This window comes from Thalassospira sp. TSL5-1 (assembly GCF_001907695.1).
GTDB lineage: Bacteria > Pseudomonadota > Alphaproteobacteria > Rhodospirillales > Thalassospiraceae > Thalassospira.
In genome coordinates, this window is sequence record NZ_KV880638.1 from 478583 (window position 1) to 493210 (window position 14628).

General features: G+C 52.8%; 13 protein-coding genes and 2 tRNA genes. 5 read left to right on the top strand and 10 right to left on the bottom strand.

The genetic code is table 11. The features are described from left to right. Nucleotides 1-41: 41 nt before the first annotated feature. From LF95_RS11670 to LF95_RS11690, 4 genes are all read right to left on the bottom strand, one after another. Nucleotides 42-1232 carry an aminotransferase class I/II-fold pyridoxal phosphate-dependent enzyme gene (locus tag LF95_RS11670; protein ID WP_073955306.1) on the bottom strand — a complete coding sequence of 397 codons (1191 nt, stop codon included), beginning with the start codon at nucleotides 1230-1232 and terminating at the stop codon, nucleotides 42-44. 249 nt (nucleotides 1233-1481) lie between these two features. Beyond that, the gene (locus tag LF95_RS11680; RefSeq protein WP_073955308.1) at nucleotides 1482-2720 is read right to left on the bottom strand and encodes an ammonium transporter; all 1239 of its coding nucleotides are present in this window, start codon (nucleotides 2718-2720) and stop codon (nucleotides 1482-1484) included. Between the two features lie 296 nt (nucleotides 2721-3016). Further along, entirely contained in the window at nucleotides 3017-4360 is a 1344-nt protein-coding gene (amt, locus tag LF95_RS11685) for an ammonium transporter (RefSeq protein WP_073955309.1), read from the bottom strand. Nucleotides 4361-4383: 23 nt separating this feature from the next. Beyond that, nucleotides 4384-4722, bottom strand: a complete 339-nt coding sequence (locus LF95_RS11690) for a P-II family nitrogen regulator (protein ID WP_073955310.1) — start codon at nucleotides 4720-4722, stop codon at nucleotides 4384-4386. A gap of 446 nt (nucleotides 4723-5168) precedes the next feature. On the opposite strand from LF95_RS11690, the gene LF95_RS11695 reads away from it, so the two are divergent. Next, entirely contained in the window at nucleotides 5169-6392 is a 1224-nt protein-coding gene (locus tag LF95_RS11695) for a UbiH/UbiF/VisC/COQ6 family ubiquinone biosynthesis hydroxylase (protein ID WP_073955311.1), read from the top strand. Between the two features lie 512 nt (nucleotides 6393-6904). Then, nucleotides 6905-7573: an OmpW/AlkL family protein gene (locus tag LF95_RS11700; protein ID WP_073955312.1), complete on the top strand. Its 669-nt coding sequence runs from the start codon at nucleotides 6905-6907 to the stop codon at nucleotides 7571-7573. A 95-nt stretch (nucleotides 7574-7668) separates the two neighbouring features. On the opposite strand, the gene LF95_RS11705 is transcribed toward LF95_RS11700, so the two are convergent. The 5 genes from LF95_RS11705 to LF95_RS11725 all read right to left on the bottom strand — a co-directional run bounded on the left by LF95_RS11705 (nucleotide 7669) and on the right by LF95_RS11725 (nucleotide 10629). After that, the gene (locus tag LF95_RS11705; RefSeq protein WP_073955313.1) at nucleotides 7669-8061 is read right to left on the bottom strand and encodes a gamma-butyrobetaine hydroxylase family protein; all 393 of its coding nucleotides are present in this window, start codon (nucleotides 8059-8061) and stop codon (nucleotides 7669-7671) included. An 11-nt stretch (nucleotides 8062-8072) separates the two neighbouring features. After that, nucleotides 8073-8264, bottom strand: a complete 192-nt coding sequence (locus LF95_RS11710) for a Trm112 family protein (RefSeq protein ID WP_073955314.1) — start codon at nucleotides 8262-8264, stop codon at nucleotides 8073-8075. Between the two features lie 72 nt (nucleotides 8265-8336). Continuing rightward, nucleotides 8337-9035, bottom strand: a complete 699-nt coding sequence (locus LF95_RS11715) for an LON peptidase substrate-binding domain-containing protein (protein ID WP_073955315.1) — start codon at nucleotides 9033-9035, stop codon at nucleotides 8337-8339. Beyond that, nucleotides 9032-9958, bottom strand: a complete 927-nt coding sequence (trxA, locus tag LF95_RS11720; RefSeq protein WP_174561005.1) for a thioredoxin — start codon at nucleotides 9956-9958, stop codon at nucleotides 9032-9034. Before trxA ends, LF95_RS11715 begins: the two co-directional genes overlap by 4 nt. Nucleotides 9959-10110: 152 nt before the next feature. After that, nucleotides 10111-10629 (bottom strand): prolyl-tRNA synthetase associated domain-containing protein, encoded by a 519-nt coding sequence (locus tag LF95_RS11725; protein WP_073955316.1) that lies wholly within the window; start codon nucleotides 10627-10629, stop codon nucleotides 10111-10113. A gap of 219 nt (nucleotides 10630-10848) precedes the next feature. Between LF95_RS11725 and LF95_RS11730 the strand changes: the two genes are divergently transcribed. The 3 genes from LF95_RS11730 to LF95_RS11740 all read left to right on the top strand — a co-directional run bounded on the left by LF95_RS11730 (nucleotide 10849) and on the right by LF95_RS11740 (nucleotide 13673). Next, nucleotides 10849-10923 (top strand) — tRNA-Gly (locus LF95_RS11730). Between the two features lie 32 nt (nucleotides 10924-10955). Next, a tRNA-Gly gene (locus tag LF95_RS11735) sits at nucleotides 10956-11030 on the top strand. 447 nt (nucleotides 11031-11477) lie between these two features. Beyond that, nucleotides 11478-13673 (top strand): putative bifunctional diguanylate cyclase/phosphodiesterase, encoded by a 2196-nt coding sequence (locus LF95_RS11740; RefSeq protein ID WP_083607654.1) that lies wholly within the window; start codon nucleotides 11478-11480, stop codon nucleotides 13671-13673. A 126-nt stretch (nucleotides 13674-13799) separates the two neighbouring features. On the opposite strand, the gene fabI is transcribed toward LF95_RS11740, so the two are convergent. Continuing rightward, on the bottom strand, nucleotides 13800-14558 hold the full coding sequence (gene fabI, locus LF95_RS11745; protein ID WP_073955318.1) for an enoyl-ACP reductase FabI: 759 nt from the start codon (nucleotides 14556-14558) through the stop codon (nucleotides 13800-13802). Nucleotides 14559-14628: the final 70 nt, after the last annotated feature.

Here is a 14628-nt window from a genome sequence, read left to right on the forward strand (position 1 = left end):
ATATCCGTTTTGTCCTGTTAATTAAGTTAGACGAGGCCAGGTTAGCGTGACAGGGCGGCGTTGATCCGGCTTAATCCCTCGCGGGTGGTCGCCAGATCATGCACCAGGGCAATGCGAATGAAACGGGCACCCGGATTGGTGCCTGTGCTGTCGGTCAGCGCAAGATAACGCCCCGGAATGACCTTAACCCCTTCTTCAGCCCAGATTTTTTTGGTGGCTGCCTCGTCATCGCCCACATCAAGCCACAGGAAAAAACCGCCCGCCGGACGATGGAAGCCAAAGCGATTGCCAAAAATTTCGGCGGCAATGTCGATTTTAGTACGATAAAGGTCGCGGTTGGCCTCGGCATGGGCATCGTCATTCCAAAGCAGGGTTGATGCCGCCATGATCGGCATGGGAATGGTGGCCGAACAATAGCTGCGCAGGCGGTTGAAATGTTTGATGATTTTTGCATCACCCGCCACAAAGCCCGAGCGCAGGCCCGGTGCGCTGGAGCGTTTGGACAGGCTGTGGAAGACCAGCACATTATCCATGTTGCCATGCTGGGCCGCGCAAATTTCAAGGGCACCGGTCGGGGCTTCGCGGTCATAAATGTCGGCGTAACATTCATCCATTGCCAGAACGAAATTGTGTTTGCGCGCCAGGGCAATGATGCGTTCCAGATAATCGCGCGAGGCAACAGCACCTTGCGGATTGGCAGGCGAACACAGGAAAAACAACCGGCAGGCGGCAAATGTTTCGTCATCGATCTGATCAAGATCGGGCAGGAAGCCGGTTTCGGGCGTGGCGGGCAACGGCACCATTTCTGCGTCATTCAGAACTGCCGCCCCGCAATAGACCTGATAAAACGGGTTGGGCAGCAAAACCTTGGGCTTGGGGCCGGGCTGGTCCTGGGGGATGACGCAGGTGGCAATCAGATAAAGGGCCTCCCGGGTTCCGGCCACCGGAATGATGTTCTGATCACGATGGATCATGTCTTCGGGCAGGTCATAGCGGCGGTCAAGCCAGCCTTTGATGGCGGCGCGCAGTTCCGGTGTGCCCTGTCCCGGCGGATATTTGTGCCAAAGATGCGCATTGGCGATCATGGCTTCGGTAATCATGGCAGGCGGTTCGTGCTGGGGTTCGCCAATGGACATCACCAATGGGTCCTTGCCCGGTGCAATGCCATCCAGCAGGGTGGCAAGCCGTGGAAACGGATAATCTGGCAAGGTATCAAGACGTTCGTTGAACATGTTGTGTGACGTTCCGTAAGTGAAAGACCCCAACTTGCATTCCGGTTGGCCGGAACACCGCGCACATGACGGGGCAAAACAGAGCAATTTCGCAGCAAAATTTGCGCATGGATCTGTGATGCGCCCAGAAAGCACACTTAGTTTACCCCTAATCGAAAAGTACAAAGAAAGCTTTAAAATGGGGTGCGTAAATATGGAAAAAGCCCGGAAACGTGCGGTTTCCGGGCTTTTAAAAGGATTTTCCGTGCCTTAGCTGGCCTTAACGTCATCCTCGGGATAGGCGGTAATTTTGTGGATCGACAGATCGGCACCGTAATATTCGGCCTCATCATCCAGGCGAATGCCCAGCGTGTTTTTCAAAACGCCATAAACGACGAATCCGGTTACAGCGGCATAGGCCGCACCACCCAGCGAGCCGACCAGCTGGGAAGCAAAGGAAACACCGCCAACGCCGCCCAGGGCAGAAAGGCCAAAAATGCCACAGGCAATGCCGCCCATTAAGCCGCACATGCCATGCAGCGGCCAAACCCCCAAAACATCATCGATTTTCCATTTTGCCTGGCATTTCTCGAACCCCCAGACAAACAGAAAACCCGCAAGGCCCCCCGTGATCAACGCACCAATCGGGTGCATGACATCGGACCCGGCACAAACTGCAACCAGCCCGGCCAGCGCGCCGTTATGGACAAAGCCGGGGTCGTTTCGCCCGGCGATCAGAGCACTCAGAATGCCGCCCACCATCGCCATAAGCGAATTAACCGCGACAAGGCCGGTAATGCCGTTAACCGATTGCGCCGACATGACATTAAAGCCAAACCAGCCGACACATAAAACCCATGACCCCAGGGCGAGGAACGGAATGTTGGATGGTGGAATACCAATCAAATTTCCGGTTTTGCTGTAGCGTCCCTTGCGCACGCCAAGATGAATGACAGCCCCCAGCGCAATCCAGCCACCCACGGCATGCACCACAATTGACCCGGCAAAATCATGGAATGGCGCGCCGAACAGGTTGGCAAGGGCATCCTGAATGCCAAAATTGCCATTCCAGACAATGCCTTCAAATAGCGGATAAAACACGCCGACCAAAATGGCTGTTGCGATCAACTGCGGCCAGAATTTGGCGCGTTCGGCAATGCCGCCCGAAATGATGGCCGGGATGGCGGCGGCAAATGTCAGCAGGAAAAAGAATTTGACCAGATCAAAGCCGCTGGCGGCAAAGGCATGCTGGCCGTTAACCAGTTCCCTGCCAGACAAGACATTGGCATTGCTGAAAAAAGTGATGCCATAGGCCACGGCATAACCGATGAAAAAATAGGCAATTGTCGATATGGCGAAATCGACAATGATTTTGACCAGGGCATTGACCTGGTTTTTCTTGCGAACGGTCCCGACTTCCAGAAAGGCGAAACCGGCGTGCATGGCAAGGACCATAATGGCCCCCATCAGCACAAAAAATACGTCCGAGGCAGTTTGAAAAGCCTCCATGAGACGACCTCTGTTTTTGTTTATGACGTTCCCTGTTGGTGGGCCGCGCACATCAATATTTGTGCCAACATTGCCCGGAATGCGAAAAGAATATGTAAAAACAGATGGTTGTGGTGATATGTGATCGTGGTTTCAGGTTTGGGCATTGTTGCGGTCTGTAGCCACGATGCCTGCCGAGTGACCAAAACACTGCCTAAAAAGGCAGCATACAAAGAAAGACCCGCCACAAGGGCGGGTCAGTCGGTCTGACAGGAGGATGCAAAAGCATCCGTCAGGAAATCTGTGTGCAGAGCATTTTAGAAACGCTGCGAACCTTTGCCGAATTCCGGATAGGCTTCGAGGCCCAGTTCCGCAGTATCGGTCCCCATTGCTTCGTCTTCTTCCGACAGGCGGATGCCAACGGTAAATTTCAGGATCAACCAGACGATGGCCGAAGCAACAACCGTGAAGGCACCGATGGCAACAACGCCGGTCAACTGAACGCCGAAGGAAACGTCGGCATTGGTGATCGGAACAGCAAGCGTACCCCAGATGCCGCAAACAAGGTGAACGGATACAGCACCGACAACGTCGTCGATTTTGCATTTGTCAACCAGCGGAACCGCGATCACAACCAGAATACCACCGATCGCACCGATGATGATGGCTGCACCAATCGACGGGGTATCTGGACCCGCCGTGATCGATACCAGACCTGCCAGGGCACCGTTAAGCGCCATTGTCAGATCGACCTTTTTGTAAAGGATCTGGGTCAGGATCATGGCTGCAATCACGCCGCCAGCTGCTGCCATCGAGGTGTTGGCATAGATGTTGGCAATGGCGATAACGTCACTGGCGGTGTTCATGGCAAGCTGCGAGCCACCATTGAAGCCGAACCAGCCGAGCCACAGGATCATGGTGCCGATGGTGGCAAGGGTCAGGTTGGAACCCGGCATCGGATGAACCGAACCGTCTGCGCCAAATTTACCTTTACGGGCACCGAGGATGATGGCACCGGTCAAAGCGGCCCAGCCACCGACCGAGTGAACCAGGGTTGAACCGGCGAAGTCATAGAAGCCCATTTCGGATAACCAGCCGCCGCCCCACTGCCATGAACCGGTGATCGGATAGATAACCGAGGTCAGGACAACGGTGAAAATCATGAACGGCCACAGTTTGATGCGTTCTGCAACAGTACCCGAGACAACCGATGCTGCCGTTGCGACAAACACCATCTGGAAGAACCAGTCGGATGTAGACGCATAACCAGCCGAATAATCACCAGCAAGAGCTGCTGCGTCATCCGGGCTCCAGATGCCGAAGCTGCCGATCCAGCCGCCATCAACACCAGCATACATCAGGTTATACCCGACGAGGTAATACATGATGCCCGCTGCGGCAAACAGGGCGACGTTTTTAAGCAGGATGGTGGCAACGTTCTTGGAGCGAACGAGGCCCGCTTCAAGCATGGCAAAGCCTGCTGCCATCCACATGACCAGTGCGCCGTGAATCAGGAAGCTGAAAGTGTTGAAAATGTAGCCGGTTTCACCGGAAACCCCGGAAGCGGCGGCGGCATCCTGTGCCGAGGCCGGTTCGATCATTGCCAGTGTGGCGGCCCCAATTAACCCGGCAAGGCCGGTATGTTTCATCGAGATTTTCATAATGTCTCCCCTTGTCTCCGGGCTTACAGGGCGTCGTCGCCGGTTTCGCCGGTGCGGATCCGTACCGCATGGCTTACGTCGAGAACGAAAATCTTACCGTCCCCGATTTTTCCGGTCTGAGCCGTTTTGGTGATGGCTTCGACAACCTGGTCGACCAGATTATCCGTAATCGCGACTTCCAGCTTCACCTTCGGCAGGAAGCTGACCATATATTCGGCGCCACGATAAATTTCGGTTTGACCTTTCTGGCGGCCAAAACCCTTGACTTCAGTCACCGTCAGGCCCTGAACCCCAAGGGCACTTAACGCTTCACGCACTTCGTCAAGCTTGAACGGTTTGATAACAGCAGTAACCAATTTCATAATATGCGACCTCCCGGCACATCCGTTGACCACCAGAGTGGTAATCACGATTTCGCAGTCACGGTAGATAAACCAAGAATCGTGCCAGATTCGATTATGGCGATTTACTTTATTGTTTTTATTGTGTTTTTTACCATTAAATCGCAATATTAGGACTTGGAATGCAATACGGGGTTGTGCATAAATTGTGCACGTTCTGTGCGGTGCGGTTAAAAGTGATTAAAATATAAGCGCGGTGGTGTGCCGCTTTTTTTAAGTATCCGCATGAACTTGGCGTTGCGGGCATCGTATATAGCAAGTGGCGATAAAACTGGCGAAAGCGGTCATCGCGCCTTATGGTGCGACCGATAATGGCCGGGCCAATGTGCCGGAATGTGCATCTTTGTCCCGGTTCCCCGTGGCAACCGGGCAGTGCGTTATGGACGAGCAGAACAGGATCAAGGCAGATGACAGATAGCGGCATTCTTCATTTTGATGCGATTATTCTGGGCGGTGGTCTGGCCGGGGCAAGCATGGCAATGGCCCTGGCGCATGGCGGTTTGCGCAGTGTTGTTATCGACCGGGAAGACCCCAAGACCCTGTTGGCCGCCAATCATGATGGCCGTACCTGTGCGATTGCCGCTGCGTCCCGCGCGGTACTGGATGTGACCGGTGTCTGGCAATATATGCGCGACGAGGCCGAGCCAATTATTGATATTCGGATCGCTGATGGCAAAAGCCCGCTTTATTTGCATTATGATCATCGCGACGTCGGCAGCGAGGCCCTGGGTTATATTGTTGAAAACCGCGTCACCCGTCAGGCGCTGTATCGGGCGATGGCGGAAAGTGATCTGGTGACGTTAATGGCACCGGCATCGGTTGCCGGTATTTCGCGCAATAGTGCGGCAATGGTGATGACCCTGGAGGATGGCCGGGTCATAAGTGCGCCCCTGGCAATCGGGGCTGAAGGCCGCAAATCCTTGTTGCGCCAATGGGCCGGTATTAAGACCTATAGCTGGAGCTATAAACAAAGTGCGATTGTATGCACGGTTAAACATGAGCGTCCGCATCATGGTGTTGCGGTAGAGCATTTCCTGCCTGCCGGTCCTTTTGCCATTTTGCCGATGACGGACAACCGCTCCTCGATTGTTTGGACCGAGGAAACCGCCTTTGCCAATTATATGGTCGGGCAAAGCGATGACGTGTTTCTGGATGAACTGCATCAGCGGTTTGATGGTTATCTGGGAGATCTGGAGGTTATCGGCCCGCGTTTTTGTTATCCGCTGGGCTTGCAGCATGCCTATCAGTATAGCGATGCACGCATTGCCCTGATCGGTGATGCGGCCCACGGGATGCACCCGATTGCGGGGCAGGGTCTGAATATGGGCATTCGCGATGTCGCGGCCCTTGCTGAAATTTTGGTCAATGCGCGCCGTCTTGGCCGGGATATCGGGATGCAGGACGTGTTGGGCGACTATGAACAATGGCGTCGTTTTGACAACACGGTGATGTTGGCCGTGACCGATGCGACAAACCGCCTGTTTTCCAATGATGTTGCGCCGATACGGATGGCGCGCGATGCAGGGCTTGCCGTGGTTGACAAAATTCCGGCGCTCAAGCGGACATTTATGTCACATGCGATGGGCTATGCCGGGACATTGCCGCTCTTGATGCAGGGAAAACCGATTTAGGCGGTGCTGGTTGATCCGTTCATTCAGGCGTGCCAATTGGCACGCCTGACCGTTTGTCAGACCAAAATGTTGTTGCTCATGTTGGTCTGACGGCGGTGTCGCGGGCAAATTGACTGGTTTTTGGTTTTAAATAATTAAAATAATTTAATTCTTTGCTGTGTATTTTTGCCGCGATGCTGTGGCAAATTTATTTTACGACGTCTCTTCCGCCAGATTCTGTTGCGTGGATTCCGAGCGCATAAATGAATACGGGTCAGAAGATTCGCGAAGAATAGTCGTGCCAAATCGTCCAAAAGTAATGTGGGACACGGTTTTTATTCTTTTTTTCAAGATTGTGATAAATTTGCAACACATGAAAAACGGCGGAATTCCTCATTTATACGGCAATAGTTGAAAATCATTCTAAAAGACATATGATTTCGTGTGGTTTTCTTGATGTGGGTCAAGCCTTTCGCCGTCCGTTTGCACGATGCTCCGCCTCGTTCAATTCTTTGACGTAGGGGGTCCATATTATGCGACTGATCAATACTCTTAAAGCTGCAGGTGCAGCTGCTATTCTGGTTGCGGCTGCTGCTGCTTCAATCGCGCCGGCTTCGGCTGACGATATGGGCTTTAAAGGCAAGTCCGCAGGCGATATCCTGATCCGTGGCCGTGTTGTCAGTGTCGTTCCTGATGAAGACGTAAAGGGCAAAAACGGTTTTGCCGGTGAAGGTGAAGTTGACAACGACGTTATCCCGGAAGTCGATTTTTCCTATTTTGTGACTGATAACATCGCACTGGAGCTGATTGCTGGTACGTCCAAACATGACGTTAAGTGGAAGACTGGTGGCACCGAGCTTGATCTCGGTAGTGTCCGTTTGCTGCCGCCGACACTGACCCTTCAGTATCACTTCCTGACCAAAGAACGTTTCAGCCCGTATGTTGGTGCTGGTATCAACTACACGTTCTTCTATGATTCCAAATCGGGTGCGATGCGCAACGTCAAATATGATGATGGCTTTGGTTATGCTTTCCAGGCAGGCTTTGACTATGCAATCTCTGGCCCGTGGTCGTTGAACGTTGATGTCAAAAAGATTTTCCTGAACACCGACGTGACGGTTGACACCGGTGCAGGTACCGTCAAGGCTGATGCGGATCTTGATCCGTGGCTGTTCGGTGTTGGTATTGGCTATCGTTTCTGATCTGTTTTATCAGATACAGAATACAAAAAAGCCGTCGCAGGTTTCTGCGGCGGCTTTTTTCATTTGTGATTTTGCAGCAAGAAGCAGGGGTTCTATCAGGCCGGTTTACGTGGCTCGCGTGACAGGCCACGATCTTTCAGGGCCTGTTCATAGGTCTGCCAGAGCTGTTGCTGGTTTTCGTGCAATTCGCGCAGGTAATGCCAGCTGTAAATGCCGCTGTCATGCAGGTCATCAAACGTAATTTTTATCGCATATTGGCCAACAGGCTCTATATCGATGATACCAACATGTTTTCTGCCGGAAATAATCTTCTTTTCTGACGGGTGATGGCCCTGGACCTCGGCGGACGGGCTTTCAACGCGCAATAATTCTGCGCTCAGGCGGGTATTGATCCCATCATCCCAGATAACTTCCAGAATTTTGTCCTGTTTAAGATAATTTATCTCGACAGGGATATGGTTGGGCGTGAAAGCGTTGGTGGACGACATGGGGCAGCCTGTCAGTCTTCGATGGCCCGGGCTTCGTCGGGCAGCATGATCGGAATACCATCCCGAATCGGATAGGCAAGGCCAGCCTTGCGGCTGATCAGTTCACCGTGTTCACGGTCATATTCCAGCGTATCTTTTGTTACCGGGCATACCAGAATTTCAAGAAGTTTCGGATCAACCGGGCTTTGGTTCGCGCTTGTCATGGTATCTGCCTTGTCTTTGCGACACCGGGGCGGGATTGTGGCTGTCCCGGATGTCGTTAATCGTTGTGCAACCTAGTTGCCAGCGGCCTTGCTGGTTTGGGGGTGGCATGCCATTTCCAGCAATGCCGTTAGCATGTCACCGCGATCATACAGGCTTGGGCATTCCAGCAAAGCCTGTTTTTCAAGCGGGTCAAGTTGACAGCCCATTGCAATGGCCGTTACCAGCATTTCATCATCGGTGTCGCTGATGGTATCCCAGCACGACCGCAGGGAATGATGGGCAAAATAGGCATCCAGGGCACGTTGCAGGCGTGATCGGTTTAAGGGTGGGCCATTGGCGGAAATGGCATTGTCCAGATCGCCGCGCCAACGCGAATAGTCACACTCAACCGATCGGTACCCGCCTTGTGTGACCGGCAATTCGCTGGAAATATCAAAGCGGCAAACGCCGGTCAGGGTAATCAGAAAACGACCGTCATCGGTTTCGCTAAAGGCGGAAATGCGGCCAACGCAGCCGGTTTTGAAAAGCTCTGGCTGCGGGGTGTGTTCTTTAAGATTAAGGGTATCGCTAATGTCGGAATGGCGCGGTTGCACCATTCCGATCATGCGATTGCGGCCCAGGGCATCGATGGTCATGTTGAGATAGCGCGGCTCGAAAATATTCAAAGGCAAATGGCCGCGCGGCAGCAACAGGGCACCACTTAACGGAAAGACCGGCAGGGTTGCCGGAAGTTCGGAAAAGTCAGGGTCGAATGGGCCGCAAATATTCATGCAAATAATACCGTTGAAAGAGCGCGCCGACCGGCAACACTGGCCGGGTCCATCGGGCCCCATGCCTCGAAAAATTTGATAAGCTGCGCGCGGGCTGCATCGTCATTCCAGCCACGATCCTTGCGGATGATGGCGATCATGGCCTGCACGGCCTCGTCACGTTTATTGGCGGCAAACAGCGCCATGCCCAGGTCAAATTGCACCTGAAGATCGTCCGGGTTGGCATCGAACTTGGCGCGCGCGGCATCAAGGTCGTCGCTATGCGCGCTGGCTTCGGCCAGTTCCAGGGCACTGATTGCGGCGGCAACCGGAGCTTTCAGGCGGGTGCGGTCATCCATGTCATCGACAAACCCGCGGGCATGTTCAACCTCGCCCATCGCCACCATGCAGCGTAAAACGCCGCCAAGGGCCGTATCATTCTCCGGTTCACGCTCCAGCACATTGCCATAAAGACCATAGGCTGCTGTGACATCGTCGGCTGCAAGGGCGGCATGTGCCTGTTCCAGCAGCATTTCGATCGGGCTTTCAATCGGTCCACCGGCGATGCGCTCAAAAAAGGCGCGGACTTCGCTTTCGGGCTGTGCACCCTGAAAACCATCAACCGGGCGGCCTCCCTTGAAGGCATATACGGTCGGAACAGACTGGATGCGCAGCTGCATGGCCAGTTCCTGGTTTTTATCAATATCGATTTTAACCAGTTTGACGCGACCACCTGCTTCGCGGGTGATTTTTTCGATGGTCGGGGTCAATGTTTTGCACGGACCACACCAGGGCGCCCAGAAATCAACAACAACGGGGCCTTCCATTGATGGTTCGATCACATCCTGCATGAATGTATCGATGCCGGAATCCTTGATCAGGTCAGAATCGGCCCCGGATTGTGATGTCGGAGCAGAGGAGTTGGGATCAAGAATAAGAGCCATGATAAGGTTACTCGCTGTTAGTCGTATTTTAAATGATGCCTCTGGTCCCGAAGAACAAGAGGGCGTGATTTAGATTACTTTTTTGCAATATGGCGAAGGCGCGCGTGCAACCCCTGCAATCTGGGATAAACCGGCGCGAATGCAACTGTTTTTCAATCGCTGTCGGCAAATTCTTCTTCAAGATCGAGCATTTGCGGCTGATAGCCCAGCGAGGTGACAAATTTCATCAAGCCTGCCGGGGAAATTGCTGTTGTGCGATCATTGCGTAGCGGGTGGAAATTCAGCAGCGTATTTTCACTGGTAAAGAATGCACGGTCAAATGCGACATTGACCTGCTTTTCCTGATCATTGATCAGCGCAAATGGCGTGACAGAGCCAGGCAGCACATCCAAAACCTGTTTTAGCAGATCGGCATTGCCAAAGGACAGCCGATTGCAACCCAGTTTTTTATGCAGATGATTAAGCCGGATCTGCCGCTCCTCTTCAGCAACCACCAGCCACAATGCGCCTTTTTTGTCTTTCAGGAACAGATTTTTGCTGTGCATTCCCGAAAGATCGCCGCGCAAGGCCTGCGATTCCTCCACGGTGAAAAGTGGTGCATGCTCGACAGTGCTGACATCGATTCCCAATTTGTCGAGATATGCGAATAAACGGGTAGATGGATCGTCCATATTGTTTCCGCCAGGGTTGGGGTAAGGAAAAAATTTGGAAGGCACGATAGCACAAAAATGACATGTTGGCGTCGAACCAGCGCAAAAAGCCATTAAAAACCGCTGGAAATCCGCCATTTTTCGCGATGTTACATTTTCATCAAAAAAGGTGTTGCAATCACTCGTTCTTGGGCTATTATCCGCGCCGCTCCCCAAGGGGAACACACAAGACTGATGAATGCGGGCGTAGCTCAGGGGTAGAGCATAACCTTGCCAAGGTTAGGGTCGTGAGTTCGAATCTCATCGCCCGCTCCATCGGTTCTTTTATATACCGCTTTCATTATGATGCGGGCGTAGCTCAGGGGTAGAGCATAACCTTGCCAAGGTTAGGGTCGTGAGTTCGAATCTCATCGCCCGCTCCATAATGAAAGTTCTAAAAAGGCCGTCCTTTAATGGGGCGGCCTTTTGCTTTGGTACCCCGGCATATTCATATTTATCACGTTCAGGCTGCGTCGGTGGCCTGGTGGGTGAATTTGCGGTATAAGTTCTCTTATTCCGCTGCTAGACTTTAATATAAGAATTGCTGCATATTAGAAGCGACGGTGTTTCAAACTATTATTGTGTGCACTGCAAATGTGACGGAAGGTATTTTCCTGCATTTGTCCAGCGAGCTGGGATATTGGCACCGAGACGTTAAATATCTTTTGGTATTTCTTGTGGGCCTATTCCATTGTATAGTTTTTCGGTTTTCTGTAGTAATTTTTCCTGTTCGTTCTGATATATCGGACTAATTGATGTTTGTGTCTTGCTAACCAAGGAATCCTGTCATTTCCAGCCGACATTTTCTGTTAACCCGGACACTTCCGGTCGTGCTTTTGGTTCTGCTGATCGGAATTGCCGCCTTTTTTCTGGTTTACTGGGCGACAAGCGAGGCTGACCGGGTAACAGCAGCGCGTCAGTATTATTTGCTTGAGCAATCGCAGGCTGAGACATTGCGCGCGGTTCCCCATCAGCAGGAAAGTACCACCGTTTGGGATGATGCGGTCGAGGCTGCAAAGGCGTGGGATACCGGCTGGCTGAATAACAATCTTGGTGCGTGGATGCACGACTATTACGGTTATTCTGATCTGTATATCCTTGATCCGCGCAATGTGCCTGTCCTGGTCTACCGGCAAAAAACCGGCCTTGAATCCCAGCTTGATCCGGCCATTGCAGCCACCCTGGCTCCGATGGCCGAACGCCTGCGCACGCGGTTGCGGGCGGGTGAAGTGCCGGACGATGCAGAATTCAAAACCCTTGGCGAAACAGCTGTGGAATTGATTGATGGATATCCTTCCGTCATTAGTGTGAAACCCATCGTGTCGGATACGGGGCGCATTTCCCAGAGTGCGGGCAGCGAATTTCTTCATGTCGCTGTTTTGCGTCTTGATGAACGGCGGTATTTGCATGGTCTTGAACGCAAATATCTGTTTGATCATTTGCGGTTTTCATACCAGCAGGACGCAACCGGATCGGAAAGTTCTTATGCGCTGATCAGCAGCAGCGGCAAGAATATCGGTTATTTCATCTGGCAGCCTTATCAGCCGGGTTCGACGGTTCTGGCTTATATTTCGCCCATGCTGGTTGTGTTGTGTGTGGGCCTGGTGACGATTGTTTTCACCTTCATGACATTGATGAACCGTCGCGAAAGTACCCAGAACGCGACCGAAGCGAAAATGCGCCATATTGTGTTGCATGATTCGCTAACCGGCCTTCCCAACCGTACCCAGTTTAATCAGCGTGTCGATAACGAGCTTGCGCAGCTTGACCCGACGAGAGAGCACCGCCTGGCCCTGTTGTTCCTGGATCTCAACGGATTCAAGCAAATAAACGATTCTTATGGTCATGCGCTGGGTGACAAGCTGATATATGAATTTGGCCGTCGCTTGACATCGCTGGCGCGTCCGCGTGATGCCGTCGCCCGCATTGGCAGCGACGAATTTACGCTGATGTTGACCGGGATTCGCACCCATGAGGATGTTGAAAGGGTGTGCCGCCGTTTGATCGAACTTGCGCGCATGCCTTATAACATTGAAGGACAGCAGCTTTTTATCGGTCTTAGCGTTGGCTATGTTTTTGCGCCCGATCATGGCTGGGATCGTGACGAATTGCTGCGCAAGGCCGATGTGGCGCTTTATCATGCCAAGATGAATGGTCGAAATGATTTTGCCGGTTTCGATGTGGAAATGGATGTGTTGTTGCGCAACCGTCGCCGTGTTGAGACGGACCTGCGCGAGGCCCTTGTCTCCCAGGATCAGTTTCACGTTTATTATCAGCCGGTTTATCGTGCAGCTGATGGCAGTCTGGTTGGTTTTGAGGCCCTGTTGCGCTGGCAGCATCCCGCCCGGGGCTGGATTTCGCCGGAATTTTTCATTCCCGTCGCTGAAGAAACCGGACTGATTGGCGAATTGGGGCAGTTTGTTTTACAAACGGCCTGCGCGACAGCGGCACAATGGGCATCGCAATCAATTGCGGTGAATGTATCCATCATCGAATTGCAGGATGCCGATTATGTGAACAACCTGGCGGCCATTCTGACCAAAACCGGGCTTCCCCCTGGTCGGTTGGAACTTGAAGTCACGGAAACGGCGGTTGTTACCGATGGAAATTGCCAAAACAATTTAAAAGCCATTCGCCAAATGGGGGTCCGGCTGGCGCTGGATGATTTTGGGACGGGCTTTTCATCTTTGGCGCGTTTGAACCAGATTGACGTCGACCGTATCAAAATTGACAAGACCTTTATTCGTGGTTTCGACCGATCGGACAGCGATAAGGCAATGGTGCGCGCCATTGTTGAACTGGCACGGGCAACGAACCTTTCGACCATTGCTGAAGGGGTTGAAAATGCCTGTCAGGTTGCGTTTTTACGCTCGATTGGCTGTGACAGTTTTCAGGGATATTATTATTCCCCGGCTGTTCCCGCCGATCAGGTTCCGGCCTTGTTAGATGCGGCTAATCAGCCGATCATCACAGATGTGTCGGCGCCTGATGTGCCAAAAGAAACTGATGCGAGTGATGCGGATTAAAGCCTGCTGGCATCCAGGTACATCACATTCGGGGTGTTGCCGGGCCGAGGCGCAGGATACAAAAACGCCAGCAGCATGGTCATGTCTGCTGGCGTTTTTAGGGTACAGGGCGCGCGTAAGGGTGTTTCACCCCATGATATGATAGCCGCCATCGATGTGGATCACGTCGCCCGTAATGGCACGGGACCGGTCGCTGGCGAGAAAAGCCGCCAGATCGCCGATTTCATCGATGGTGACAAGGCGATGTTCAGGGGAACGTGTCCGGGCCTGGGTCATCAGGTTGTCAAATTCCGCAATGCCCGATGCGGCACGGGTTAACAGCGGGCCGGGCGAAATGGCATGCACACGAATGTTTTTCGGGCCAAGTTCGGCTGCCATATAGCGCGTTGCCGATTCCAGGGCGGCCTTGACCGGCCCCATAATGCCATAATTGTCGATTACCCGTTCCGACCCCATATAGCTGACAGTCAGCAGGGCGCCGCCATTGGTCATAAGCGGTTCGGCCCGTTTTGCCATGCGCTGGAACGAATGGCAGGAAATATCCATTGCCGTTAAAAAACCCTCGCGCGAACAATCGACAACCCGTCCATGCAGGTCATCGGCGGGGGCAAAGGCAATGCAATGCAGGACAAAATCCAGTTTGCCCCATGAGCGGGTGATTTCGTCAAATAGGGCATCAACCTGGGCCTCGTCACCCACATCCAGCGGTGCAATGATCGAGGCATCCACATTCTCGGCCAGCGGGCGGACATATTTTTCGGCCTTTTGGTTCAGATATGTGACGGCAAGCTCGGCACCGTCGCGTTGAAAGGCCCGGGCACAGCCATAGGCGATCGATTTGTCGTTGGCGATCCCAATGACCAGTCCCTTTTTTCCGTCCAGCATCGTTATTCCTTTCTGTTAAAATCGCGCTGCAGTTGCGAAATTTTCTAAAAATAATGTGCCATATTAGAGC

Bases quoted from the DNA above. Each gene is read 5' to 3' on its own strand.
- LF95_RS11695 (WP_073955311.1), top strand. From the start codon at position 5,169: ATGACAGATAGCGGCATTCTTCATTTTGATGCGATTATTCTGGGCGGT.
- LF95_RS11715 (WP_073955315.1), bottom strand. From the start codon at position 9,035: ATGAATATTTGCGGCCCATTCGACCCTGACTTTTCCGAACTTCCGGCA.
- amt (WP_073955309.1), bottom strand. From the start codon at position 4,360: ATGAAAATCTCGATGAAACATACCGGCCTTGCCGGGTTAATTGGGGCC.
- LF95_RS11700 (WP_073955312.1), top strand. From the start codon at position 6,905: ATGCGACTGATCAATACTCTTAAAGCTGCAGGTGCAGCTGCTATTCTG.
- LF95_RS11725 (WP_073955316.1), bottom strand. From the start codon at position 10,629: ATGGACGATCCATCTACCCGTTTATTCGCATATCTCGACAAATTGGGA.
- LF95_RS11670 (WP_073955306.1), bottom strand. From the start codon at position 1,232: ATGTTCAACGAACGTCTTGATACCTTGCCAGATTATCCGTTTCCACGG.
- fabI (WP_073955318.1), bottom strand. From the start codon at position 14,558: ATGCTGGACGGAAAAAAGGGACTGGTCATTGGGATCGCCAACGACAAA.
- LF95_RS11705 (WP_073955313.1), bottom strand. From the start codon at position 8,061: ATGTCGTCCACCAACGCTTTCACGCCCAACCATATCCCTGTCGAGATA.
- LF95_RS11690 (WP_073955310.1), bottom strand. From the start codon at position 4,722: ATGAAATTGGTTACTGCTGTTATCAAACCGTTCAAGCTTGACGAAGTG.
- LF95_RS11680 (WP_073955308.1), bottom strand. From the start codon at position 2,720: ATGGAGGCTTTTCAAACTGCCTCGGACGTATTTTTTGTGCTGATGGGG.
- LF95_RS11710 (WP_073955314.1), bottom strand. From the start codon at position 8,264: ATGACAAGCGCGAACCAAAGCCCGGTTGATCCGAAACTTCTTGAAATT.
- trxA (WP_174561005.1), bottom strand. From the start codon at position 9,958: ATGGCTCTTATTCTTGATCCCAACTCCTCTGCTCCGACATCACAATCC.